Consider the following 25,730-nt stretch of genomic DNA (forward strand, 5'->3'; position numbering starts at 1 on the left):
CAAACATAACCAAAAAACAGACAATCAAATCGTACCGTAGGCTCCCGTTTCATTAATGCGGAAAACATGCAGCTTGCGATTGGGATATTTTTGACGTGCTATTTGTGCAACTACAAATTCATCTTGATCAAGAAAGTACTCATTTTACGTTGGCGTGGTCATCGAGTGCCATCACTCTCATAATTGCCTGGGGAATAATTGTGTCGGTAATTTCCAAGGAAGTCTTTATGAACTTGTGCCTATTTATCATTGATATTCAAAATGGATTTATAGCTCAAAATACAAGTCATATTCCCCAAACGGTTAAGTCTCTACTAGAGCAAAATATATTTGAATACGTTGTGTTCACAAGATTTATAAATACCCTTGATAGTCCTTATGTAAAATATCTAAATTGGCATGGACTTTTTTCAGAAACAGAACAAAAAATTGTTGATGAAATTGAACCATTTGCTCAAGTAATTTTTGATAAAACTGTATATACTGGTTGTAATGAAGAAACTCTTAGTTTTATAAGAAAAAGGAATATTCAGACAGTATTTATTTGTGGAATTGATACTGAAGGATGTGTGTTAAAAACTGCTATTGATTTTTTTGAAAACAATATTTTAACTTATGTTTTAGAGTATTACTCAGCATCAAATGGAGGTAAAAATTACCACCAAGCAGCTATTTTAGTTTTAAGTCAGCTAATTGGAAGAAACAATATTATAACTGAGCCTTTAGATAAAAATAATTTTAATAAATACTTAATAAAAAATTAAATTTTTATTGTAAAGGAAACTATACCCTCTCAATCCTTAATGACTGAAGAGACTACACCATCGATCACCTCTCAATCCAAGCAAACAATGAAACCATCGCTCTTAAGTGACTTTACTGTCTCAGTTAGACATCAAATTTGGGAAGAATCACCGGAAGTAGCCGAGCTTTACCGGGGAATCTACTCTGTAACCCTGAATTTTTTGGTAACTGTAATGTTTGTACCATTTGAAAGAACTGTAGATAATTGGCCTCCTATTTTACCAGAAAATGTTGATGAGGTTACTTCAAAACTCGAAGCAAGACTTTTTACTATAGCACTTTCAGATTACACTGTCACACCAAATTCACACATTAAGGAACAACAGGAACTGATTACTCTACCGTTGGTTTCAGAAGAGGCGAAATTGGATAGTTTGACAGAAATCAAAGTCGTACTTTACGTTAGCCCTCAAAAATTTGAAATTTTTAGTCAAGAATTATCTTGGTTGGCAGAACAGACTCCTAGTGTGCATGATTATGTCAGAATATCTGAAATTGAAAATCTCGAAATAGCAAAATTTATTCTATCTGACCTTATAGGTTCAAATCATTTTTCAGCCGAGCATTTGATAATTTTGAGACGGGAATATGAATATGCACAAAAAAACCTCAAGGAAAGTAGGCGCTATAGCAATCCTAATTGAGTTATGAACCGCCAAGACGCCAAGAACGCCAAGAAAAGAAAGACTTGTATTTACAAATCATTTAGGACTGCTATAGGTAGTATGTTACTAAAAAAACGCTGCTAAAAAGGATTATTTGCACACTGTTTCACATACACGCACTAGCTACAAACCCATGTTTCAGTATTTCGGACTATGCCGACAAATTTTCGTACAAACGCCCCGCTGGGGCGGATGAAGTTATTAGTCTGGGAAGGCTTCACCAGTCATTGGGTTGCGGATGTATAGCCCTAGTGTTAAACTGCGGATCACTTCATCCCACACGGGTATGAGCTGTTCTGCTTGATCTGCCCAATAATCGAATGTAATTAAACATTGAATATTAGATCCCAAGGCAATGCAAGTCCGCGAAAAAGCTTCCCTTGGCTCTTGCTGGGTGTCGATAAACTTAATCTCTGCCCAGACGATTCGGGCAGTTTGGCGCTTGACGGTGATGACTTCTCCCTTAGCAATTGGGTTGCGACTGTCATTTTCCAGTACTTTCTTTAAAGTGGATGCCAGAGGGAATGTACTCCAGTCGTTAGGAGGCAGGTGATTGAAAGATACTTCTAGACAACAATCATCGTCAGGCGGTTTTCGATCCATGAACTTGAATGATTTTTCTTGTGGCTCAAAAACCCAATTCTGGGGTACATTGAAGCGAACAGCCCCTCGATCTGCTACAAAAATCTTATAGCCTGATGGAGATTCCCAGCGATGATCGGGTTTTAGTTCAAGCGTTTTTTTTATCCACTGAAGATTGCTTTTCTTACGCTTTGCCATAGTGTCAAGTGCAAATAGGAGTATTGACTGCGATTGTTCCTTTGGGTTAATACTATCAAATTCAGCAAATTGAAAAGTTTTTGGGCTATTGGATTTGGGATCGAATGTTGAGCGCAGGTAAAATTGATAGCATAGCTTCCAAGAACATTCAAAAGTTAGATGTGATCAGCGATCGCCATGTACGCAGCAATTACCCAGCCACTGACTTTTGCCGAGTTCCTCACCTGGGATGATGGTTCAGGTAGGGAGTTTGAATTAATCGATGGAGTTCCCGTGCCATTATCTGAACCAAATGCGAATCATGAGGATTTAATAGAGCGTCTTTGCTCCTACCTTGAAACTCACTGTCAAGAGTTAGATTTACCATATGTTTCCCGGCAATCCAAGCAGGTTCGGTTAAAGGTAGAACCAGGAGAAAAGGAAAAAAGCCGCAAAGCCGATATTGTGATTTTTGCCAAAGTTGAGTGGCAACGAATGAAAGGTAGCTCTAGTTCTGCCGCTGCTTACATTCCGCCTCCAGGAATTATCGAGGTAGTCAGCAATAATTGGAAAGACGACTATCTGACAAAACTCGCTGAGTACGAGGATTTGGGCGTTTGGGAATATTGGATTGTAGATTACGCTGCTTATGGAGGAATTCGCTACATCGGTTCGCCCAAGCAACCGACAATTACGATTTATCAACTTGAGGATGGTGAATACTTACCAGGTAAGACATTTAGAGGGCAAGAGCGAATTGAATCCAAGTTGTTTCCCAATCTGCCCCTTACGGCTGAACAAATATTTGCCATGAGCAGGTAGCTGCAATTCGCAATTATAAGACTTTACAGGTTTTGCGCAAATCATCGAATTTGCCTTGTGCTTCTATTCTACCTTTTTTCAGAACGATGACTTGGTCGGCGCGACGCAAAACCCAAGGACGGTGAGAAACAACAAGACAAGTTGGTGTCCAAGGAGTTCCGGTTGCGTCTTTTAAGATTCTAGAGTTTCTTGCTGCGAATATGCGCGACCATAATTTTTGTTCAGTTTCTACATCCAAAGCACTGGAAAGATCGTCAAAGACTAACAATTCTGGAAAGCGCACAAACATCCGCGCTGCCGCTGCCCTTTGTAATTGCCCTCCCGATAGTCGCACGCCCTTAGGTCCCAGTAATGTCAATAGTCCCTCCGGCATAGCTGCTACATCCCTTTCAAACACTGCTAGTTCAATCGCTTTTGCTAAGTCAACAGAATGTTGATCGAGTCCGAGTAGGATATTTTCCAGCAGCGAATAGCTAAAAAGTTCTGGGATTTGAGGAGTATATGCGCTCCGGGGAGGAACGAAGAAGTTGGCAGGATCATCGACTTTGTAGCCATTCCAGTATATCGCTCCCGCTTGCATCGGCAACAACCCCAGCAACAAGCGGAGTAGGGTTGTTTTACCAGAGCCGATGCGACCGGTGATAACTGTAAAACTGCCCCGCGCAATTTTTAGGTTCACATCAGTTATCCCCCGGTCGGTATCGGGATAATGATAAGTTAGGTTAGAGACAGTTAGCTCGTGCAGGCGATCGCTCTGATTCCACCGTGGTTGGTTCACCTTTGGTAATTCCAGTTTGCGATCGCCTAAGACATTAAGATAAAGGTGATTGTGTGCTACCAAAGTTTCCGCTTTCACCCCAGACAGTAGAGCTTCCATCCGCTCAAAGGAAACTTCAGTCTGCTTAGACACCGCCAGGAAAAGACCAAAGAATTTGATAAAGAAGGTGATAAAAGATAGATTGTAGACAAAAAAGGCAAAGTCACCTACTGTGAGCTTGCCCACATCACCCTGCATCTCGTTTGCCGCCAAAAGCAAAATCAAACCCGTCCCAATACTCACCATATTTTCAAAGCTAGAATTTAGGACTGAGGTGAGCAATTGATCCTTGAGCATCATCTGGCGGCGTTGTTCGTTGACTTGGCGGAAATAGTCAATTACTTCTTTTTCCGCTCCTGCCACCTTAATGGCTTGCACAGAGCTAAATATCTCGCCGATTATGCCTGTAACCTGTTCAGTAGCTTGACGACTGGCTTGCCGATACCGTTTGATTCGCTTTTGCGCCTGCTGAATGACTGCTACCATGACAACTAGGGGCAGGAAGACGAAGATTGTCATCCAGACATTGATGGTTAGTAGAATTGCAACAGAACCAAAGGCAAACAATCCCGCGCCGATATTTTCTCCTACAAAGGCAACGTTGTTTTCTACCTGCTGGGCATCATCACGGAAGTAGCTCATCACTTCACCCGGCGATACGGTTTTGCCACTCTCATCAGTTGATAGAGGCATAGCTCCAGGACGGTTTAAGATGCTCTCCAAAAGATTGCGCCGCAGCAATGAACTCATAGTGAAACGGTGCTGAGTTTTGGTAAAACGACCCCCAAATAAAACGACTACTTGTCCCAAACCTATGCTCAGTAACACTGCAATTAATGTCCAAGGAGATAAGCCCAGTTGGGATTTACCCGTTAGAGTGTTGAAAAATTCACGGATAACCAAGCCTGGTACGGCAGGCAAGCCCATGATTAAGATCCAGAAAAAGCTGTCAATTAAGTAAAGCCTTGGATTATAGCACATCATGCGCCATAATAATTTCCAGGCAGATACCTTTTTTATCGCTGCCATCAAAACCTCTCGAAGGGTACTGCAACTATGTCGCGCAATTAAATTAAAGCGTATTAAAGAGTGCGATCGCACTCTTTGCCCACCTGTAGCGCAAATTAAAGAGTTACGACTTTATGCGCAGTGAGGTTATTCTTTTATTTTATAATTCTATTAAGAATAGGAGTTAAGTGAATGAAAAAAATAGCTGCTTTCCTCGTGGGAGTTTCTCTTATAGTAATACCGGACGCTCTCATTCCTTTAAGGGCTGAAACTCCCGCTCAATTAGAATCTCCGCTAATTATTGCACAGGCAAGAACAAGACCATATAGGGGAAGAAGATGCGTTATTAGACGAGTTCGTATTCCAGGACGTTATTACAGAGGACGCTACATACCCCCTAGAATAGTAACACGGCGCGTCTGTTATCGATAAGTTATTTTTATAGCTAACTTGTCCTAAGTAGGGGCAATCTTACGAAAGTTCATGTTAAAATGCGTAGCCAATGGGACAAGTTATAAGTGTACAGTAAATTTGCACTGTTTTTTAGAAGCAATTATACCAATTCATAATTCATAATTTGTAATTATCAAGGTAGGGTATAGACAGGGTTTTGGGGTCTGAATCTGTTTGCGACGCGCGAGAATTGGTATTAAATGTCGAGGACAACTCTTGAGGTTCTTGGTTGAGAAATACAGATTAACACTGAACCATCTTCTACCGTAGCAGTTGGTTCTTCCTGATAATCAATCTCACCAGCAGTGATTTTACACATACAAGTTCCGCAGACACCGACACGACAACTAAAGTCCGGATTAATATCATTCGCCTCGGCAAATTCCAAAATACTACCATCGCTCTTGTTCCAATTCAGAGTTTTGCCAGATTTGGCAAAAACAATCTCTGCAACTTCTTCTCCCTCACCTACAGTTGCTACTCTTTGTTGGTTTTCAGATGCACCTTTCGGTTTACCGAAAGATTCAAAGAAGACTCTACTTTCAGGCACTCCCGATTCCTTGAGTCCTTGCATAATAGACTCCATAAAGGATGGAGAACCACACAGGAAATACTCAGCTTCTTGTCTAACTAACCTTTTAATCAGAGCAGCATCGACATAACCAATACTGTGGTAGTGTCCCTCATCTTCTGAAGTAGGACGGCTGTAGCAATAATGCACATTCAGTTTAGGATTTTGTTGGGCTAACTGTTTCACCTCATCACGGAAAGCATGGAATTTACCATCCCTAGCGCCATGCAAAAACCAAATCGGGCAATCGCGATTGAGAAGAGTAATGGCTTTTGCCATACTAATCATGGGAGTAATTCCAACCCCATTGCTAATCAGCACCGCAGGGGTAGACTTTTTGACATCCAAAACAAACTTGCCGTTTGGTGGTTTTGCTGAAATTACCAAACCTTCATTAATATAATCGTGCATAAAGTTAGACGCTACACCAGGCGATACATCTAAACCGTTGGGACCTTCTCGCTTAATTGAGAGGCGATAATATGTACAAGGTTCAGAATAATCAGAAAGCGAGTAGGTGCGAATGACAGGTTGATCTTTTCCGGGAATATCCAATTTGATAGTTAAAAATTGACCCGGTTGAAAGTTAGGAATTTCGCTTTTATCCTCTGGCTGCAAGTAGAAAGAGGTAATTTCCTCGCTTTCTTTAACCTTGCGAACAACTACAAAGTTTCGCCAATCTTTCCAGACATTACTATTAGATTTTACCTCAGTAGTTACTGATTCAAGTCTAGCCTTACTCGTCAAAAATAAGCCAAAAATAGCACCACAGCCTGTTCCCAAGAGCGAGGAATAAACCCCGATTTGAGCAGCAGATTTATCTTTGGGATGGGTTAATCCAATAGCCACACCAGAAACGATGGTAACTACTGAAAATGCGAGACTTGCAGCAGCAGCACTTCTGAGAATGGGATTCTTAATTTGTCGAATATTTTCTAACATTAAGATGTTTCCTCTTCATTTGTTGACGCTAGAACCGCGATAGGGTAGACAATCGCCCTTCTAGTCTGCCTGTATCGTGTCGTTATCACCTTTGCTTTGAACTGTAAATCGATTGTTGCTTGAATAATTAATCGAAAAATTATTAATAATTAAGAATTGACATATAGAAAACTGAAAATTTGTCTAGAAAGTTCTTATATATTTCTCAGCAAAATCTCAATTTTCAGCATCTCGGTGATTGAACATAAATAAATATAACGATAAGGGTTTTTGCTTACTCATGTTTGTATAAAATATATAATGTATAGTTTTATAATTTTTATGTAAAAAAAGTACATTTGTCTAGTAAAAACTAGCGCAGTACCGATACGCGATCGCGATTCCTTGATTCCGAAAAAATTAGCAGAATTAATTGACCAAGCTTTGGTTGATAAACCGGAAATTCACTTTAAAGATGCTACTAGTTTTAAGCAGGCTTTGTCTAATGTGCTGTAATAGAGATGGAGGAAAGTTATGACAAAAGTAATTGAGGCATTGCAGTCAGCTCAGTTCCTTGTAGATGCTAACGGTCAGCCGATTGCTGTGCAGCTTAGTATTAATGCTTGGGAAACCTTGTTGAATTGGATTGAGGATCAAGAAGACAAAGCGATCGTGAAAGCGGCTCTACCTAAATTGCAGCGCTTACGAGAGCATTCGGACAACTCAGACTGGGTAGATTGGTCTGCTGTAAAAGATACTTGGGATAGCGAGTGAGGCTTTTTAATGTATCGAGTCCGGTTACTTGCTGCCGTCTACCGAGAACGTAAAGCTCTACCAGGAGTTATTCGCCAACGGATCAAGAAAATTATTGATGATTTGGAAGATAATCCTCGTCTCCATAACAGTATTGCCCTCCAATTGGACAACATGGAAATCTGGGAAGCGCGAAGAATTCGAGTGGACGATTGGCGTATTATCTACGCGATTGATGAAGAATTCCAACAAGTTGCCATACTTGCGATTCGCCAGCGTCCACCATATGACTATGAAGATTTAGGTGATTTGTTTAGCAACCTAGAATAATTCCACAATTCTACTGCCTTGCTTAAACTGCCTCTCGAGTTAAACTACTGCCCTATTCAAACTAACACATCGGTCAAACCAGTTTTCAACAACCTGGCAAAACGGGAATTGGGATCGTTGGCTAAGTTTTCGCGCTCACCGTATTCGATAATCTCACCCTTTTCTAAAATCAAGATTTGATCTGCCCGTTGCACTGTCGCCAAGCGGTGAGCGATGATGATCCCAGTACGCCCTTGTAGTAGTTTGTCCACTGCAGACTCTATCAGCTTCTCTGTTGTGGGATCGAGACGGGAAGATGCTTCATCAAGAATTACCAAACCGGGATTTTTAAGAAAAATCCTGACAAATGCTAGCAACTGCGCCTCGCCCGCAGAAAGTCCACCACTGTCCGAACCCAATTGTGTGTCTAACCCGTTGGGCAATAACTGCAACCATTCAGATAGTCCCAGCAACTCCAATGTTTCCTGGATTTGTTCATCTTTAACATGATTGTTGAAAAATGTCAAGTTATTACGCACGGTGGTTTGAAAGAGTTGTACGTCCTGAGTTACCAGCCCCACGCGCTGCCGCAAATCCCTCATGGGTGTAGAATCAATTGCCATACCACCCAAGCGGATGCTTCCCTGTTGGGGATCGTACAGACGTAGCAACAGCCTTGCTAAGGTTGTCTTTCCGCTACCAGTGCGCCCCAGCAGTCCCAAAACTTGTCCTGCTGGTAGATGGAAGGAGATATTTTGGAGAGTAGGGGCTTTGTCATAGCTAAATGAGACATGCTCAAAAACCACAGATAGTCCCCCTGCTGCCAACTGTTTATCTCCTCCAGGGCTTTGTTTAGATTTGACTTGTAATAATTCTTTAATGCGGTAAATACTGGCTTGTGCTTGCTGTAGATCCTCTAAGTGTGTTCGGATTTGTTCAATCGGTTTTTGGAGAAGGTTACTGTAATAAAAAATGAGATATACTGTACCGATAGTAATTGTATGTTGACTCCACAGATAAGCGCTCACAGCTAAGGCGATCGCATTAAGAGCCGCAAACAAACCGATTGTTGTTCCCCAAAGAATCGTCTCAGCGAAGCGTGCTTGATGGTATGTGGGCAGCCAGCGTTGCAAAATCACGTAGAAGCGATGCATGACATAGCTGACAGCTCCCAGCCCCCTGATGTCTTCAGTAGCAGCTAGTTGCTCACCCAAAAAGCCAAAAAACTCAGCCCCCACTTGGCGATAGGCTACCCAATAAGAAACAGCTCTGGAACGGAGTTTAACCAAAATCAGCAGCGCGGTGATGGTAAAAAATGTTAGCCCCAAACCAGCTCGCCAATCCTCGTACAAGAGAATCACCAGCACACCTAATAGCAGAATTGCATTACCTAACACGTTGATTGTAAATTGGGAAAAGAACCGAGAAAGAGCGCCCACATCCCCATCTACTCGCTCAACCAACTCTCCAGGAGTCTGCAATTTGTGAAAAGACAAGTCTAATTTTAAACAGTGTTCAACCAAGTCAGCCCGTAGTGCATTCGTCGCTACCCAAGCGACATTTTCACCTAAGTATGTAGCGCTTACCGCTAGAATTTGAGTAACCAGCGCCACAGTAATAAAGAGTACAGCGGCAATAAATAAGGATTGCTGGGAACCACCGTTAACGGCTGTGTCAATAAAGTAGCGCAGGATTTGTGGGTTGAGCAATTGTAAGCCAATGCTGCCCAAGAGGGTGATGGCTAACCAGACAATGCGACTCAGTTGGGGTGACAGGTAGTCAACGAGTAAATCCCGGTATTGCTTCAAGGCAATTTTCATTACTCTTGGTTCCCTCCAGGGGCTTGCTTATTTGGTACGTAGTTGCGCTGTCTAGCCTTCTCAATCGCGGAGACGCTGCGCGAACGGCAACGCCTGACGGCGAACGCGCGAGCGCGCAACTACGTACCTATTAAAGTTACTACTACTGACAACAATTTTCACTCAAATTGAACACATTTGTCAGGGCGAACAGCCGTTCGCCCCTACAATTATGTAATTGTGTGTATTTCAATTAAAGGAAAACTGCTGTAAATATTTATGAGTTGAGTTTTTAACTCCTGACTCCTGTCTCCTGACTTCTATAATGATGCATCAAAGTTCCGGTCGTTGGCGTTTAGGTCTAGCATTATCGCTATTGACCGTTTTTTTATGGGGAATTCTACCTATTGCTTTGGCGGTGACGCTACAAGCACTAGATGTTTACACTGTCACTTGGTTTCGCTTTGTAATGTCGTTTGCGTTGTTGGCGATTTTTTTAGCAGTGCGGGGAAAATTACCTACGCTGCAACAACTGCGCTCTACTTCTTGGCAGTTGTTAGCTTGCGCCACAATCTTCTTAGCTAGTAATTACATTCTTTTCTTGCAAGGTTTAGCCCTAACTTCACCCACTAATGCCGAAGTGATTATTCAGTTAGCACCTTTGCTCATGAGCTTTGGCGGATTAGTTGTGTTTAAAGAACGTTATACGCTACTACAGTGGATGAGCGTAGGTGTACTTACCTTAGGTTTGGCGTTATTTTTCCACGAACAGTTAGCTTCTTTAATTACAGCAAGAGGTACATATCTTTTTGGTAGTGGTTTGACTATTCTCGGAGCCGTAGCCTGGGCTATTTATGCTTTGGCACAAAAGCAGTTGTTACGCTCTTTATCTTCTGGGAGCATTATGCTGTTAATTTATGGAGGATGTGCTTTATTATTCACTCCCTTTGCCACTCCAAAAGCAATTTTTACACTTAATGCTTTCCATTTGGGTACATTGGTGTTTTGTAGTCTAAATACTTTAGTTGCTTATGGTGCTTTTGCTGAATCTTTGGAACATTGGGAAGCGTCAAGAGTAAGTGCAGTGCTAGCTTTAGCTCCCATTGTTACTTTAATAGCAGTTTGGTGTGTATCAGTGTTAGCACCTAATTTGTTAGCTCCAGAACGCCTTGGTTTCATAGGTGTATTAGGGGCAATTGCGGTGGTAGTAGGTTCAGTTGCGATCGCGTTAGGTAAACGTCGTCACTCCTAATTTATAATGATTTAAATATAATTACTTGCTTCTTTATTTATTCGTAAACACTGAGGCAGGTAATTTTTTTTTTGGTTATGATGACATCGTTTAACAACTACAACTATTTGGGTGCAAGCATCACTACCACAACAGTCGCATCTATGAATAAAATATATTTGCATTAAGTGATGAACAGCTTTTTTGCTCGTTGGACTAGCATCCTAAAAAACAATTCGTTGTTGCTAGTTATCTCAATGCTGCCAATATTTAGTATTAGTAATTCCGCCCTAGCAGCAAAACGAATTTATGCATCTTATACCGCTTTTGAACGCTCAATTTCCGTAAATGCTTTAGAAAATTATGCCAAAAAAGGTATAATTGAAGAAGATTTAGCTGCTTATATGCAGTACGTTAAACCAGAGCAATTAAAGCAACTGCAACGAGTTTTACTAAGTCCAATTAAGCTCGATCACGTAGCAGTATCGCAATTTCTCTACACCCCACAAGGAGAATTTTTGCTGCGGCGGTTGGAAGAAGTAATTAAAACAGAATCTCGTCAACCAAAAGCAGGATTTCATGCTCTACGCTCAGCGCTCATTTTAGCGGCAAGAGAACCAGAAGGGTTAACACTATTAAATGTGTTGCATAAATATCCTGGTGCAAGTCTTTACATTGATTTGTCAAAGGCAATGGAAATAGCCGCTCAACTGCATCAACTGGTTAACGATACCCAGCGAGCAATCGCCGCAATAGAGCGCAAGTCAAATACAGAAGCTGCAACTATCCAACCACCACTCAACTTTCAACTACCAGATTTACGCCTGAAAGGACAATTTGCTATAGAAAAACAGACTCTACAGCTTTTTGACAAAGCACGCAAACGATATTTGTTAACAGATATTTACCTTCCTAAAGTTCGTACTCCAGTGTCTGTCATCGTCATTTCTCATGGCTTGGGTTCAGACAGTAGTAACTATGAATATTTAGCTACTCATCTTGCTTCTTATGGATTGGCGGCGATAGTTCCCAACCATCCAGGTAGCGACTCGAAACAATTGCGATCGCTTTTAAGTGGACGTGCTAATGAGATAGTACAAGCTTCAGAATTCTACAATCGACCATTAGACATAAAATACATACTAGACACCCTCACAGAGCGGAACAAATCGGATGCAAAGTTTCGCGATCGCTTAAATCTACAGCAAGTTGGAGTATTTGGTCAATCTTTTGGCGGCTACACAGCATTAGCCTTAGCAGGAGCAAAGATTAACGCAGAACAACTAAAAAAAGACTGTCAACCAAACACACTGCAACAAACCTGGAATGTATCCTTATTACTCCAGTGTCGCGCACTCGAATTACTGAGCGACAACAAAGAATTTAACTTAAAGGATACAAGAGTCAAAGCTGTAATTGCAGTTAACCCACTTACCAGTTCAATTTTTGGCAAATCAGGCTTGAGCCAAATTCAAACTCCAGTCATGATTGTTGCCAGCAGTGACGATACCATTGCACCTGCATTATACGAACAAATATTGCCTTTCTCTTGGATTACTAACTCGCAAAAATATCTCGCAGTGCTTTCTGGTGGAACCCATTTTTCTATAATAGGCACAGCAAGAGGTACAAATGCGCAGGTAGCATTACCTTCAGAAGTAGTGGGAAACGATCCCAGTCAAGCACGTCGTTACATGAATTCTCTCAGTTTACCTTTCTTTGAAACTTACGTTGCCAGCAAACCACAATACGCTTCTTACCTCAACGCCGCTTACGCCCAAGCTATCTCTAGTAAATCTTTTGAATTAAGCCTCATCCAGTCTTTAAACAAAAGCGAATTAGCACGGGTAGTTGAAAAAAGATGAGTTATGAGTTATGTATTAGAGGTTATGAATTCAGAATTCAGAATTCAGCAATAAAAAATCTATTGTACAGATGTTCCGTCGGAACGTCTCTACTTAACTAACTCGTGCAAGGATTCCTCAATCTCAACAAACCATTTAATTGGACTTCCCATGACTGTGTAGCGCGGGTGCGAAAACTCTTGCGCTTGAAACGGGTGGGACATGCTGGTACTTTAGATCCAGCAGCAACGGGGGTTTTACCTATCGCCGTTGGTAAAGCCACAAGACTATTACAGTATCTTCCTAGTGAAAAAGCTTATCAAGCGACAATTCGTTTGGGAGTGCAAACCACAACTGATGACTTGCAAGGCGAAATCATTGCTTCTCAACCTTGCCCGGAGTTAAGTTTAGCAGTGGTAGAAAGTGCGCTACCAAAATTTCAAGGCAAAATTGAACAAATCCCACCTAGTTACAGCGCCATACAAGTCGAGGGAAAACGCTTGTACGACTTAGCACGTAAAGGCGAAATCGTAGAAGCCCCAGTGAGGATAGTAGAAATTTTTCAAATCGAAGTTTTGGATTGGCGTGCCGGAGATTTTCCGGAATTAGATGTGGCAATCGTTTGCGGTGCTGGTACATATATAAGAGCGATCGCTCGTGACTTAGGAACTATCTTAGAAACTGGTGGTACTCTCGCCGCTTTAAAACGTACTCAAAGTAGCGGGTTCCACCTAGCTTCTAGCCTTACCCTTACCGATTTAGAAACACAACTGCAAGCTGGAACCTTCCAACTCATTCCCGCAGATGCGGCATTACAGCATCTACCATCTGTGACTTTACCAGCACAAACCGCTCAGAAATGGTGTCAAGGACAGCGTGTTGCTGTAATTGATGTATTGGGAATGTTGCGAGTGTACCATGAAGATGGAACATTTTTGGGAATTGGACAATCAAACGCTGAGGTGTTAATTCCCCAAATGGTTTTGTCAGGAATAGGGTAGCAAGATAGTAAATTCTGTACCTTCTCCTGGTACAGATTGACACATTAAATTACCACCATGCTTTTCTACTACAATTTGGTAACTGATTGACAATCCCAAACCATTCGCTTTGCCTATTGGTTTAGTAGTAAAGAAAGGATCAAAAATTTTACTTTTCACTTCTTCTGTCATCCCTACACCATTGTCAGCAATGCAAATAGCAACTTGATTATCTTGTCTCAATTCTGTGCGAATCTGAATTTGTCCTTTGTCTTGTACTAATGACTCTTCTATAGCATCAATTGCATTTGTGAGTAAACTCATAAAAACTTGATTGATTTCTCCAGCGTAAAACTCTACCTTGGGCAAGCGATCGTATTCCTTAACAACTTGAATTTCTCCTAGCCTTTGTTGCAGAATCATTAAGGTATTTTCTATTCCTTCGTGAAGCTCAACATCTTTAATCACAGCTTCATCTAACCTAGAGAAATTGCGTAATGTTTGCACGATATCTCGGATTCTAGCTGCACCTGTACGCAATGAGTTCAAGAGGTTGGGTACATCTTCTCGAATATACTCTAAATCTATCTCCTCTGCTTTTTCCATAAATTCTGGCAGAGGAGTGGGAGTTTTTTCTAAGTAAATATCCACTAATTCTAGTAAAGACTGGACGTATTCTGAAATAGGAGCTAAATTTCCATAAATAAAGCTAATAGGGTTGTTAATTTCATGAGCAATTCCAGCTACTAATTGTCCTAAACTGGACATTTTTTCACTTTGAATCATTTGTAATTGTGTGCGGTGTAATTCTTCGAGAGCATTTTGCAATTCCTGAGTTCTTTGCGCTACTCGTTTTTCCAAAGTGTTGTAAAAACGGGCATTTTCTAGAGAAATGGCAGCTTGAGAGGCAATGACTTGCAAAACTTCTAACCTATCTTTAGTAAAAGCACCTGTTGCCAGATTATTTTCTAAATATAAAATTCCGACAATAGTGCTTTGATGCATGATAGGCAGAACGAGAATAGATTTTGGTTTGTTTTCTACTATATATGAATCATAATTAAATTGTTTATTTTGAGTGGCATCATCTAAAAGTAAAGGAGTTTGGGTACGATTAACATAGTTAATCAGGTTTTTTGGCAGCGTATCACATTTAGTAACAGGCAGAGATTGACAGACTGTAACGTTGTTTTCACCGATGAGGGCAGCCTCTATAAATAATTGCTCATCTTGTTTGTCGAGAAAAATGACTTTTTCAGCACCTGCATTTTCGCGTACTAGATGCATGAGTTTTTCTAGCAAATTTTCCACAACAATTTCAGAAGAAAGTGCTTGGGATGCTTTCACCACCGTTAACAAATCAAAAGATTGAGAATTACCAGTAGTTGAGCCAGTGGTAGTGTCTTTAGATAGTGAGTCTGTTGTTTTAACACGGAGGTAGGGATAAAGCGATTCTAATTGTTGAACTTTAGCTGTAGCGCCCCATTTGAGATAGTAATAATAAGCTTTATTCATGTATAATTGATCAATTCTACTTCTGCTCTTTCTTTGTGTAAGTTTAGCGTTAATTCATACTGTGTGTACCAACTATTGTTTGTTAGTAATTCCATCGCTATACGTAAATATTTAACAGCCGGTTCATAAGCTGCTGAAGCTTTGGCTTTACGTCCAGCTATTAAGTTTAATTGCGCTAATTCTTCTTGTTTGAAGAAACCCGGTTTCTCTGAGAAACCGGGTTTCTGAGCAGGAATGCCAAGATTAAGTTGGTTAACAATATCAAAGATGTTGTCTAGTAATTGCTCTGTTGGTGTATTATTTAGTAGTAATTGACCGATTTGGCGATGAGTGGCTTGCTTTTGCTCGTCAGAAATTAATGAATAAGCAGCTTGTTGTACTCTGTCATGCAAAAACTTATATTCTAATTTAGTGTCATCAAAGTTAAATTGTTGAAGTTCACTCTTATCAAACAACCTGACGGGGCGACAAAGCACGCTGAAAAGTTTGTGAGGTAAAGAGTGTAGCAATTTATGGTAAAAAAAAGTAGGTCTACCTTTGTCAAGAAGACCCACTTGTTGAAAATGTTACCAATATTTTACCAAACATACCTGCAAAATAATCTTAGCCCAGCAGAATATTTGTTGGTTCAAATTCTCATTAATCTCCTGCAATCCATTAAAAATGTTAGCTTAGAGACGTTAGCCACATCAATACCTATTCCTATTTTATTTGAAAGTAGAAGAAAGAAGATACAAAGATTTTTATCCTTACCAAACCTGTCAATTGAAAAGGTTTGGTTTCCGATTGTCATGGCTTGGTTATCCACATATTTTGAGAAAGAAAAAATAATTTATGTGGTAATGGATAGAACAAAATGGAGTCGGATAAATCTCTTCATGGTCAGTGTGGTTTGGGATAAGAGAGCATTTCCAGTATATTTTTCTTTGCTACCAAAGTTAGGTAATAGTAATCTTGAGGAGCAGACAAAGATTTTCTCACAAATTTTGCCACATGCGTGAAAATTACAAAATCTGTGTGTTGGGAGATAGAGAGTTTTGTTCTGTTCATCTGGCAAACTGGCTTAGAGAAAGAAATGTATACTTTTGCCTACGACTCAAAAAGAATCATTTTATCGAAGTAAAAGAAGACATTTGGCTAGAACTAAAGCAGGTAGGATTATCACCCGGAGTATCCTTATTTTTTCAAGGAGTAAAAGTTACAAAAACTCAAGGTTTTTTCAGTTTTAACGTTGCTTGTAAGTGGAAACGTAAAATATTAGGCGTTGCTCCTACAGAAGGATGGTTCATTTTAACAAATTTAGAGACTCTTGAGTTAGCGATTTCTGCGTATAAAAGAAGATTCGACATTGAAGAAATGTTTCGTGACTTTAAGAAGGGTGGCTATAATTTGGAGGATACTAATGTATCTGGTGACCGTTTGATTACTCTAATTTTATTGATAGCAATCGCATACACTTCTGCCACAATTCATGGACAGCAAATTAAACGTAAAGGCGTACAAAAGTATGTTGGTCGTGTTAAAGAACCTGGTCGTATTGAAAGACGTCATAGCAGTTTTTATATTGGATTATATGGAGAAACTTGGGTTAATTTTATGGAGCCATATCAAGATTTAGTCACCAAATTAATGAGATTAAATCCCAATAAGCTGACATTTTATCAACGAGGTCTTAGGGCTATGGAGCTTATTATAGCTGCATCCTAGCTCTTTTGTCGCCCCGTCAGAATCTTTGTTTAATGGTAAAATGAGTCCCTGCTGTAAAGCTGTCCATAAGTCGTCAGCAATTTCTAAAACAGTTTTTTGAGTAACGCTCGCCAACACATCTAATTTGAAGCGATCGCCAATACAAGCTGCATAAGTTAAACAAGCTTGCGTTGATTTGGGCAACTTACAAATATTACGTGCCATCAATTCTACCACACCCAAATCGGTAATTCCCACTGTTTGAATTTGCTCAATATTCCACTGCCACCCCCCTTTCTCTAAAGGGGTATCAAACACCAGCAATTCCTGTTGCAGCGTCTTCAACATCTGCGTCAAGAAAAAGGGATTACCACCAGTTTTATTAAATAATAATGATGCAAGTTCTTGTATTTGAGCGGTTTCAGGTTGAGCGAAAGTATCGCATAACAGTTGATTGACACAAGTTAGATCTAAAGGTTTGACAACAATACGATCAACTACTATCCCCGTTTGCTGAATTTCCTCTACTGTTTGCATTAACGGATGTAGAGACGCGCCATCAAACGTCTCTACCTCGTTATCCCGATATGCACCAATTAACAGCAGATACTGACTGTCAGGATCGCAAATCAACAGTTGCATTAATTTGAGCGACGCAACATCAGCCCACTGCAAATCATCTAAAAAGATTACCAGCGGATGCTCTTTTTGGGTAAAGACGCGCACAAACTCTCGGAAAACTAGATTAAAACGATTTTGCGTTTCAGTTAGCCCCAACTTTTGTACTGGGCGTTGCTTACCTATAATCAACTCAACTTCAGGAATAAAATCAACAACAATTTGTCCGTTATTACCTAAAGCCGCGTGCAGTTTTTCTCTCCATTCTTGCAATGAATCCTGATTTTCTGTAAGTAAGGAGTGCATTAAAGATTGAAATGCCTGAATGATAGAGGCATAAGGAATGTTACGCTTGAACTGGTCGAATTTACCAGCAATGAAATAGCCCCTTTGCCTTACAATTGGCTTGTGAATTTCATTAATCAGCATTGATTTACCAATGCCAGAATAACCTGAGACAAATACTGGGACGCACATGCCTTGACTTGCACGTTCAAAGGCAGCTATTAGGGTTGCGACTTCCTGAACACGTCCGTAAAGTTTTTGGGGAATAAGTAACTCGCAAGTGCGATCGCGTTCTCCAGGAATGAAGTCTTTGCTGTTAGCTTGCCAGTGAGTTTGTACAAATTCTAAATCAGTTTTTAGTCCCCAAGCACTTTGGTATCTATCCTCAGCATTTTTCGCTATAAAGTCTTAAAACTTTGACAACCCCCGGTAAATCCAAATTTACAACTGTTTTATATTCGTGCTTGAGACGAGCTAGAGCTAAGAGTGATGGATAATCAGCTCTGAGAACTTTGAGAATTACAGGCTGCTGGTTATTTTGTGCTATACCCCGATAAATAGTGGTGTTGATTCCTTCATGAATAATTTCGCTAACATCGTAGCCGGGAACTAATAGAGGTTGAAGCATTAACAAACCTTTTCGATCAATCTTTTTGTTTTGCCTAACCTTATAGTTCCCAAAATTTGTATAACAAATTCAGGGCAAGCTAGTAAAGATAACTTGCCCTTGATGCTTCTTACTTTAGAATCCAGAAAAGTTGTAGCCGATGCCGATAGATAATCCTACAGCAGCATTATCGAAAGGTGTTGCATTTATAGCAGCAGTTGCTGTAAATCTAGGTGAGAGCGGAACATCCACGCCACCTGTGAGGAGGAAATCAGCTGAGGTATCATCGCCAAATGATACGGCAGCTCCAGCACCAAGATATGGAGCTATACCTAATCCATTAGTTCCTGGTATTGCCCGGGGTGCTAAATCATAGGTGATTGGCAGCAGTAAGGTAGGATCTTCACTCACAAATACACTTGGGCGCACAGAAAAGTTTCTTGTTAGACCAATTTTGCTAAATACAACAAAGCTACCGTCGCCTATAGCAGTGTCACCAGTACCTAAACCAATGTTACCACCAATCCCAAAGTAGCTAGATCCAGAACGAGTAGATCTACCAGGCGAAATCCCATCACTACTAGGTGTAGTTGGTGTTGTCGGGGTAGTAGTGTCTGGTGTGGTGGGAGTGGTTGGGGTAGTAGTGTCTGGTGTATAAGTACCCGGTGGTGTGGTTGGGGTAGTAGTGTCTGGTGTATAAGTACCCGGTGGTGTTGTCTGATTTGGTGAAGTAGGATCTGGTGTAAGTGTACCTGGTGGTGTTGTCGGGGTAGTGGTGTCAGGCGTAATTGTACCTGGTGTGGGCTGAGTTGGTGAAGTAGGATCTGGTGTAAGTGTACCGGGTGTATTCGGACTGGTGGGGGACCCCGGAGTAGTCCGATCAACTTGAGCCACAGGTAATGCTACATTTTGAGCAGGAACATTTACCAGCGCAGAAGCAGATGTAGCAAATTTTCCCGGGGTAGGCACAGCATCAGAACTTACTGTGAATGGAGTATTGATGGCTACAGTTTTGGCATGAGACTGAGAAGCTCTATTTGCCAGCCCTTGACCTTTATGGGAGGCGATCGCTTTACTATTAGTAGATTCTACTGTTTCAGCTTGGGCTGATAATCCACTAAATACAACCGTTAACGTAGTAAGACCCAGCAGTAAAGAATTACGCATGATTAAGTAGCGCTCTGAATCTGTGTTTTTGTATGGTAATTGTTAAGACTACGGTAGCCAAAATACTCTGACAAACTTTAATGAATGTTAGAGTTTTTAAATCGGCGTCAGTAAAAGTATAAATCCTGCTGTACCACTTAACTTCCATCTAAAGACTGTCTTATATTCAAGTTATCCTGTCGTAAGACAGATAAAAAACCCGATTTTCTCTAGAAATCGGGTTAATTTCCGTGAACTACAGATAATTTTTGCTCAATTGTAGTTCTAATGTCCTACTAATTTATCTCGCAAATGCTTAATGCGATCACGCAACGAAGCCGCTTGTTCAAACTCCAATTTCTTCGCTGCTTCTTTCATTTGTCCTTCCAACAAAGTTATCAACTGCGGAATCTCTTCTAGCGGCAATTCATCTATATTTTGCTCAACTGTCTGTACATCAGTTGCGTTGAGACGACGCGACACTTCCAAAAAAGACAAAATCGCGTTACTGGATTTTTTCACAATCGGTTGAGGAGTAATCCCATGTGTCCGATTGTACGCCGTTTGAATTCCCCGCCGCCTATCAGTTTCCTCAATTGCTTTAATCATGCTATCTGTGAGGTTATCAGCATACATAATCGCTTTTCCCCGCACATGACGAGCAGCTCTACCAATAGTTTGAATCAAAGAACGCTCTGCACGCAAAAACCCTTCTTTATCTGCATCCAAAATTGCCACAAGAGAAACTTCCGGTAAATCCAAACCTTCCCGTAACAAATTTACACCAACCAATACATCAAATTTACCGTCGCGTAAATCTTGTATAATTTCGATCCGCTCAATCGAATTAATTTCCGAGTGCAAATATCTAACTCTAATACTATTATCTTGCAGGTATTCAGTTAAATCTTCTGCCATGCGCTTAGTTAGAGTAGTAATTAGCACCCGTTCGTGAAGATCAACTCTGTCTTTAATTTCACCTAATAAATCATCAATTTGTCCTTCTGTGGGACGAACAATAATTTCTGGATCGATTACTCCAGTTGGTCTAATAATTTGTTCTACCACATTACCATTACTAATTTCTAATTCCCACTCTCCTGGTGTAGCGGAAACAAAAATACACTGGTTTACCTTCTCCCAAAATTCCTCAGCTTTGAGAGGACGGTTATCAGCAGCACTAGGTAGACGAAATCCGTGTTCAATCAAAACTCGTTTGCGAGCTTGATCGCCATTGTACATGCCGCGAATTTGTGGTATACTGACGTGAGATTCATCAATGACCAATAGCCAATCTTTAGGAAAGTAATCAATTAAACATTCTGGTGGTTCTCCTGGTAGGCGTCCAGCGAGAAGGCGGGAATAATTCTCCACGCCGTTACAATAACCTACCTCACGCAACATTTCCAAATCATAGCGGGTGCGTTGATCTATGCGTTGCGCTTCTAGTAACTTTCCGGCTTCTTCTAATTGTGCTTTGCGCTCTTTTAATTCTGCTTCAATCGCATCACAAGCAGCTTCTAGTCTTTCTTCTGGAGTAACGAAGTGACGTGCCGGGTAGATATTTACCGCTTCTATACTTTTGATGATTTCACCTGTAACTGGATCAACGTAACGAATCGCATCAATTTCATCACCAAAAAATTCTACACGAATAATTCTGTCTTCGTATGCAGGACCAATTTCCAATACATCACCCCGCACGCGAAAACGTCCTCTGGAGAGTTCCAGATCGTTGCGGCTATACTGTACTGATGTTAAATCTCTTAAAATCTGACGTTGATTTACTTCCATCCCGACTTGAAAAGGAATTGCCGCTTTGAGATATTCAGCAGGAATACCTAAACCATAGATGCAGCTAATTGAAGCAACCACAATTACATCACGTCGTTCAAATAGCGATCGCGTGGCTGAGTGCCGCAACATATCAATTTCATCGTTAATCGACGCTGTTTTTTCGATATAAGTATCGCTAACGGGAATATACGCTTCTGGCTGATAATAGTCGTAGTAGCTAACGAAATATTCTACAGCATTATGAGGAAAGAACTCGCGCAACTCATTACATAGTTGCGCTGCGAGTGTTTTGTTATGTGCTAAAACTAGGGTAGGTTTCTTGATTTGATTAATTACATTAGCAATTGTAAAAGTTTTGCCGGTACCAGTTGCGCCGAGAAGAGTTTGATATTGTAACCCATTACTGACACCTGCCGCAAGTTGTGCGATCGCCCGTGGTTGATCGCCTGTTGGTTGAAAGGAAGCTTGGATATCAAATTGCGTCATATGAGAGAGAAAATGAACCATGCCTATATTCATTATGTTTAATAGTTTGTGCGATCGTCTCAGTAGCTTTGTACGGCATTTTGCCGTATCATTAAGAAAAGAAGCTAAAACGGAGAGTCAGATGACCATACCAAATGCTAAAAACGGAGTAAAAGAGGAAGCCAAGCATATTAAGCTTGAACGCTTGGAAGCCAGACTAACACGAGAACAGAAAGAATTGCTCCAACAAGCTGCAGAGCTAGAAGGTAGGACACTAACGGATTTTGTGATCAGCAGCGCTCAGGCAGCAGCAGTTCGTACCATTCAAGAACATACACTGATTAGCTTAACTAAACGAGACAGTGAAGCCTTTGTCGAAGCTTTACTCAATCCTCCTGAACCTGGAGCAGCATTATTGGCTGCGGCTAAACAATACAAGCAAAGTATGGGGCTTGAGTAAGTGAAGTTCCCTCTGTTTGCTTATATTATAGAACCGCTGAATGCTCAACATAACCGTTTTGATTTTGAGTGTGGAGTTGAAGCGCTTGACCGATACTTAAAGCAGCAAGCAAGCCAAGATATGCGTCGGAGAATAGCTGCTTTGTTTGTACTAGTTGACCAAGATAGTAACAGTATAGCAGGTTACTATACCTTAGCTGCCACAGCAATTCGTCTGACAGAATTACCTCCGGATATATCGAAGAAATTGCCAAAATACCCGCTCCTTCCAGCGACTCTTTTGGGACGGTTGGCTGTTGAGCAACGCTATCAGGGACAAGGATTAGGCTCTTTTCTTTTGATGGATGCATTGCGGCGCAGTTTAAATAATGAGATTGCTTCAATGGCGGTTGTAGTTGATGCAAAGGATGACAAAGCCCGTGATTTCTATGAACATCATCAGTTTATGACGTTTCCCGAACAATCGCAGCGTCTGTATCTACCGATGACAACTATTGCTAAATTGTTTAGCACTAGCACGTAATATAACTGAACCTAAAAACCCGGTTTTTATTGGTTCTCTATGGCTTGATTAGATCTTTGAGTTAATCCAAAATTGTCTTACAACCAATTCCCGACAAGAACATAAGGTGCCCAGAAATATGGACGATTTTCTTTAGCTAAAATTGCCAGTTGAGCGCGTTGCAGCGCTTGGGCTTTAGTTACTCCGGCATCTAATTGTCGGTATAATTCACCCATAAAGTTGCTAGTAGATTCATCATCTACTGTCCACAAAGTTGCTAGCGTACTGCGTGCGCCTGCCCGCACCGCTACTCCAGCTAATCCCAACGCGGCTCGTTTGTCTCCGGTGGCGGTTTTACAGGCGCTTAGGACGAGTAATTCAATTGTTTCTGGTCTGCTTTCACCCCTAACTCGTAGTAAATTATCTAACTCAGTAACCTTCAGTAAGTTATCCCAGGTAAGAATATAGGTTTGTTCGACATCTGAACTAAACTGTCCGTGTGTCGCTAGATGCACTACTGAAAAGGGAGCAGATTGAATTTGCTTTTGCAGGTTTGTTTTGGTAAACTGTTGGTTTAAAAGTTCTTTGCTTGTTTTAACTTCAGACTGGACTTGTTTTAATTCCTGAGTCACATTTGAGAGTTGGGGAAAGGATTTACCTTCAATCAGGCGTTCTTGCTCGACTCCGGCAACTAAAGCGTTTAGCCGCACTTTTTCTAAAGGTTTGGGATCAACAAGTTGCAAGCCAGGGGTTAAAGCGATCGCATACTTTTCTACCAGATATTTCTGCTGTTGTTTGTCGTAGAGAATCGCCATTGGGATATTCCGCAAAGAACCATCTAGTACAAACACTAAGCTTTTTATACCTTTGTTTGCTAAATCAGATTCAGTGGGTTTAATTAACCATTCATATAACTGTTGTGACTGTTGCTTAACATCAGGCTCCCTACTGGCAACTGGTAAATCCTTCTGTAGTTTTTCTACAGTGTTTTCTAATACATCTTTAGCTATTTTAGTAGTATGGCGGTAAATTGTATCTTGTCCTGGTAATCTGGTGATAATTTCTAATCGGTCATCTAAAATAATCGGATAAATGACAGCTGTGGATTTTTCGTTTTCAACTAATTTGTCAAGTTCAACTCTTGGCTGTAAACACGGTGAGCGAAAGAAGTTATCTAATTCCGCTAACTGAAGAGATTCAATTACCTGACGGGCTTGAAGGAGATTATCTGGCTTTTTATCCGTATTTCCCTCAGATTGCAACAGTAAATCAACATACTGTCGATACACAGGTTCGATGCTCTCGCGGAAAGAAAATTGCACGTCGGGATTAATCGCAACTAAATCCTTGCGGAGGGACTTGAGGGCGTTATATGCTCGATTGTAAGCTGCTGTTGCTGCTGGAATATTGGATTGCTTTTGCAGTATTCGTCCTATCTGCCAATGCCATTGATAAGCAATGTCTTGAGCATCAATAGATTCGGCTTTCACCAAGGCTTGCTGTGTTAAGTCTTTGGCATCAGATAACTGCCCGGTTTGTTCGTAAAGTTCGCCAAGAGTACCAAGGGCATAAGATTCGGTTCGTTCGTCTTTTAAATTCTTAGCCACTTGCACAGCTTGTGCCAGCATCAGAGCAACATCTTTTGGCTTAATTTCGTATTGTATCATTTTGCTCAGACTTTGGGCAAAGTTAATCAGGTGGTTAACAGCTGTGCGACTTGGAGGCAAATTGTCTATCTGGGGCTGAATTTGGGGTAATAACGCTTTTGCTGTGCTATAGTCTTTTTGCTCTACCAATAGTTTCAATAAATTTAGTTGAGCTTGGAGTAGCACAGTAGGTGTTACAGATGCAATTTGCGCTGCTTGTTGATAGTATTGAATAGCGTTTTTAGTGTAATTTTTGGCGCTGGTTGAGTTACCTAAAGTAAGTTGAGCGTATGTTTGAGCGCGTGCTGTATTACCTAAACTAAGTAAAGCATTACTTTGAGCGATCGCATCTCCCACTCGCCTAGCAACAGAATAACTTTCTGCTAAGATTTTTTGCGCATCGCTTAAATAACCCAAAGTGCGCACGACATTCCCTAAGCTATGCAATCCTGTGGCTTTAAGCGGAGAATCTGGTTGCTTTTGGAGAGCTTCTCGTACCCAGGTTAAGGTTTTATGTGCTTGCAGATAGTTTCCCAAAGCTTGCATTGCTTGGGCTTGATTAATGCGGTTGCGAATCAGTGCTGGTGTATCATCTAATTGTTGGTAAATTTTTGCCGCTTGTTGCCAACTGCCCAAGGCTGCTTCAGTTTGTCCCCGTGCTAATTCCAATCCTCCTTGAACTTCTATTGCTTGGGCAAAGATTTGCGCTAGTGTAGCTTTTTCAACAGAGGTTTGCTTGGACGATTCCAGAGCTTGTAATAGTTTAATACTTTGTGCGATCGCCTCAGTTGCTTCTTGCCATTGTCCTAGTTGCTGGTAGGCAAGTGAAAGATTGCTCAAACTTATAGCTTCGTTGAATTTATCATTAGTAGCTTTAAATTCAGATGCTGCTTTTTTTAAAAGTTGTACCGCCTCCACAAACTTTCCTGCTTCATAAAGTGCTTGACTTTGCTGCACCAAGCTAGAAGTCGAGTTACTGCGTTGCGCGTGGTGAGTCAGCGCTACCGTTGAGTAATTGGATAAATCACAAAAATGTGATAAAAATATGCAGAGAAATGTCGTGAATAATGCTAGGAAAAAATGTTTTATAAATCTCATATAAATTTCATAATCCTACTTTTTCAATGATATCTAGCTGGTTATTCTCAATATTTTGAATTTGAAAATGGAATTTTGAATTTAAAAGCGGCTATTAAGTGCTTTATCATTGATTATAGCATTGAATGCACCTGTTTATATTAATTAACATGAATAACGCGAATATTTCT

General features: G+C 40.8%; 22 protein-coding genes and 1 pseudogene. 12 read left to right on the forward strand and 11 right to left on the reverse strand.

What is annotated here, in order from left to right; all coding sequences use genetic code 11:
* Positions 1-104: 104 nt before the first annotated feature.
* Positions 105-764, forward strand: a complete 660-nt coding sequence (locus ICL16_RS44350) for an isochorismatase family protein (protein ID WP_190839099.1) — start codon at positions 105-107, stop codon at positions 762-764.
* A gap of 87 nt (positions 765-851) precedes the next feature.
* Entirely contained in the window at positions 852-1,448 is a 597-nt protein-coding gene (locus ICL16_RS44355) for a hypothetical protein (RefSeq protein ID WP_190839101.1), read from the forward strand.
* A gap of 222 nt (positions 1,449-1,670) precedes the next feature.
* On the opposite strand, the gene ICL16_RS44360 is transcribed toward ICL16_RS44355, so the two are convergent.
* Positions 1,671-2,249, reverse strand: coding sequence for a hypothetical protein (locus ICL16_RS44360; RefSeq protein ID WP_190839103.1), 579 nt, complete (start codon positions 2,247-2,249; stop codon positions 1,671-1,673).
* A 177-nt stretch (positions 2,250-2,426) separates the two neighbouring features.
* On the opposite strand from ICL16_RS44360, the gene ICL16_RS44365 reads away from it, so the two are divergent.
* Positions 2,427-3,050, forward strand: coding sequence for a Uma2 family endonuclease (locus ICL16_RS44365; RefSeq protein WP_190839105.1), 624 nt, complete (start codon positions 2,427-2,429; stop codon positions 3,048-3,050).
* 13 nt (positions 3,051-3,063) lie between these two features.
* Here the strand turns inward: ICL16_RS44365 and ICL16_RS44370 are convergent, their stop codons facing one another.
* Entirely contained in the window at positions 3,064-4,794 is a 1,731-nt protein-coding gene (locus tag ICL16_RS44370) for an ABC transporter ATP-binding protein (protein WP_337907238.1), read from the reverse strand.
* A gap of 55 nt (positions 4,795-4,849) precedes the next feature.
* Between ICL16_RS44370 and ICL16_RS44375 the strand changes: the two genes are divergently transcribed.
* A complete protein-coding gene (locus ICL16_RS44375; protein ID WP_190839289.1) occupies positions 4,850-5,020 on the forward strand; it encodes a hypothetical protein in 171 nt (56 codons plus the stop codon).
* Between the two features lie 504 nt (positions 5,021-5,524).
* On the opposite strand, the gene ICL16_RS44380 is transcribed toward ICL16_RS44375, so the two are convergent.
* A complete protein-coding gene (locus ICL16_RS44380) occupies positions 5,525-6,841 on the reverse strand; it encodes a 2Fe-2S iron-sulfur cluster-binding protein (protein ID WP_190839109.1) in 1,317 nt (438 codons plus the stop codon).
* 513 nt (positions 6,842-7,354) lie between these two features.
* Here ICL16_RS44380 and ICL16_RS44385 point away from each other — a divergent pair.
* Positions 7,355-7,594 (forward strand): hypothetical protein, encoded by a 240-nt coding sequence (locus ICL16_RS44385; protein WP_190839111.1) that lies wholly within the window; start codon positions 7,355-7,357, stop codon positions 7,592-7,594.
* A gap of 9 nt (positions 7,595-7,603) precedes the next feature.
* Entirely contained in the window at positions 7,604-7,903 is a 300-nt protein-coding gene (locus ICL16_RS44390; RefSeq protein WP_190839113.1) for a type II toxin-antitoxin system RelE family toxin, read from the forward strand.
* Positions 7,904-7,959: 56 nt separating this feature from the next.
* Here the strand turns inward: ICL16_RS44390 and ICL16_RS44395 are convergent, their stop codons facing one another.
* Positions 7,960-9,702 carry an ABC transporter ATP-binding protein gene (locus tag ICL16_RS44395; RefSeq protein ID WP_190839115.1) on the reverse strand — a complete coding sequence of 581 codons (1,743 nt, stop codon included), beginning with the start codon at positions 9,700-9,702 and terminating at the stop codon, positions 7,960-7,962.
* Between the two features lie 307 nt (positions 9,703-10,009).
* Here ICL16_RS44395 and ICL16_RS44400 point away from each other — a divergent pair, with 307 nt between their 5' ends.
* The 3 genes from ICL16_RS44400 to truB all read left to right on the forward strand — a co-directional run bounded on the left by ICL16_RS44400 (position 10,010) and on the right by truB (position 13,757).
* Positions 10,010-10,933, forward strand: coding sequence for a DMT family transporter (locus ICL16_RS44400; RefSeq protein ID WP_190839267.1), 924 nt, complete (start codon positions 10,010-10,012; stop codon positions 10,931-10,933).
* Positions 10,934-11,103: 170 nt separating this feature from the next.
* Complete coding sequence (locus ICL16_RS44405) at positions 11,104-12,777, forward strand: alpha/beta hydrolase (RefSeq protein ID WP_190839117.1); 1,674 nt, start codon at positions 11,104-11,106, stop codon at positions 12,775-12,777.
* Positions 12,778-12,881: 104 nt separating this feature from the next.
* Positions 12,882-13,757: a tRNA pseudouridine(55) synthase TruB gene (gene truB / locus ICL16_RS44410; RefSeq protein WP_190839120.1), complete on the forward strand. Its 876-nt coding sequence runs from the start codon at positions 12,882-12,884 to the stop codon at positions 13,755-13,757.
* Here truB and ICL16_RS44415 read toward each other — a convergent pair.
* Positions 13,743-15,251 (reverse strand): ATP-binding protein, encoded by a 1,509-nt coding sequence (locus tag ICL16_RS44415; protein WP_190839123.1) that lies wholly within the window; start codon positions 15,249-15,251, stop codon positions 13,743-13,745. The two genes, truB and ICL16_RS44415, sit on opposite strands and share 15 nt — an antisense overlap.
* On the reverse strand, positions 15,248-15,727 hold the full coding sequence (locus tag ICL16_RS44420; protein WP_190839125.1) for a hypothetical protein: 480 nt from the start codon (positions 15,725-15,727) through the stop codon (positions 15,248-15,250). The genes ICL16_RS44415 and ICL16_RS44420 overlap by 4 nt, the downstream gene beginning before the upstream one ends.
* A gap of 87 nt (positions 15,728-15,814) precedes the next feature.
* Between ICL16_RS44420 and ICL16_RS44425 the strand changes: the two are divergent.
* A pseudogene (locus tag ICL16_RS44425) lies at positions 15,815-16,958 on the forward strand (IS4 family transposase).
* Here the strand turns inward: ICL16_RS44425 and ICL16_RS44430 are convergent.
* The 4 genes from ICL16_RS44430 to uvrB all read right to left on the reverse strand — a co-directional run bounded on the left by ICL16_RS44430 (position 16,887) and on the right by uvrB (position 21,876).
* Positions 16,887-18,242, reverse strand: coding sequence for an AAA family ATPase (locus ICL16_RS44430; protein ID WP_190839269.1), 1,356 nt, complete (start codon positions 18,240-18,242; stop codon positions 16,887-16,889). The pseudogene ICL16_RS44425 and the gene ICL16_RS44430 sit on opposite strands and share 72 nt — an antisense overlap.
* The gene (locus tag ICL16_RS44435) at positions 18,226-18,468 is read right to left on the reverse strand and encodes a hypothetical protein (RefSeq protein WP_190839128.1); all 243 of its coding nucleotides are present in this window, start codon (positions 18,466-18,468) and stop codon (positions 18,226-18,228) included. The genes ICL16_RS44430 and ICL16_RS44435 overlap by 17 nt, the downstream gene beginning before the upstream one ends.
* A 114-nt stretch (positions 18,469-18,582) precedes the next feature.
* Positions 18,583-19,614 (reverse strand): hypothetical protein, encoded by a 1,032-nt coding sequence (locus ICL16_RS44440; protein ID WP_190839131.1) that lies wholly within the window; start codon positions 19,612-19,614, stop codon positions 18,583-18,585.
* A gap of 264 nt (positions 19,615-19,878) precedes the next feature.
* Complete coding sequence (gene uvrB, locus ICL16_RS44445) at positions 19,879-21,876, reverse strand: excinuclease ABC subunit UvrB (protein WP_190839273.1); 1,998 nt, start codon at positions 21,874-21,876, stop codon at positions 19,879-19,881.
* Between the two features lie 19 nt (positions 21,877-21,895).
* Between uvrB and ICL16_RS44450 the strand changes: the two genes are divergently transcribed.
* Positions 21,896-22,315, forward strand: a complete 420-nt coding sequence (locus ICL16_RS44450) for a type II toxin-antitoxin system TacA family antitoxin (RefSeq protein ID WP_337907239.1) — start codon at positions 21,896-21,898, stop codon at positions 22,313-22,315.
* The gene (locus ICL16_RS44455) at positions 22,316-22,837 is read left to right on the forward strand and encodes a GNAT family N-acetyltransferase (RefSeq protein ID WP_190839137.1); all 522 of its coding nucleotides are present in this window, start codon (positions 22,316-22,318) and stop codon (positions 22,835-22,837) included.
* A gap of 77 nt (positions 22,838-22,914) precedes the next feature.
* Here ICL16_RS44455 and ICL16_RS44460 read toward each other — a convergent pair whose 3' ends face one another.
* Positions 22,915-25,560, reverse strand: a complete 2,646-nt coding sequence (locus tag ICL16_RS44460; RefSeq protein WP_190839144.1) for a CHAT domain-containing protein — start codon at positions 25,558-25,560, stop codon at positions 22,915-22,917.
* Positions 25,561-25,730: the final 170 nt, after the last annotated feature.

Source organism: Iningainema tapete BLCC-T55, assembly GCF_014698965.1.
Classification (GTDB): Bacteria; Cyanobacteriota; Cyanobacteriia; order Cyanobacteriales; family Nostocaceae; genus Iningainema; species Iningainema tapete.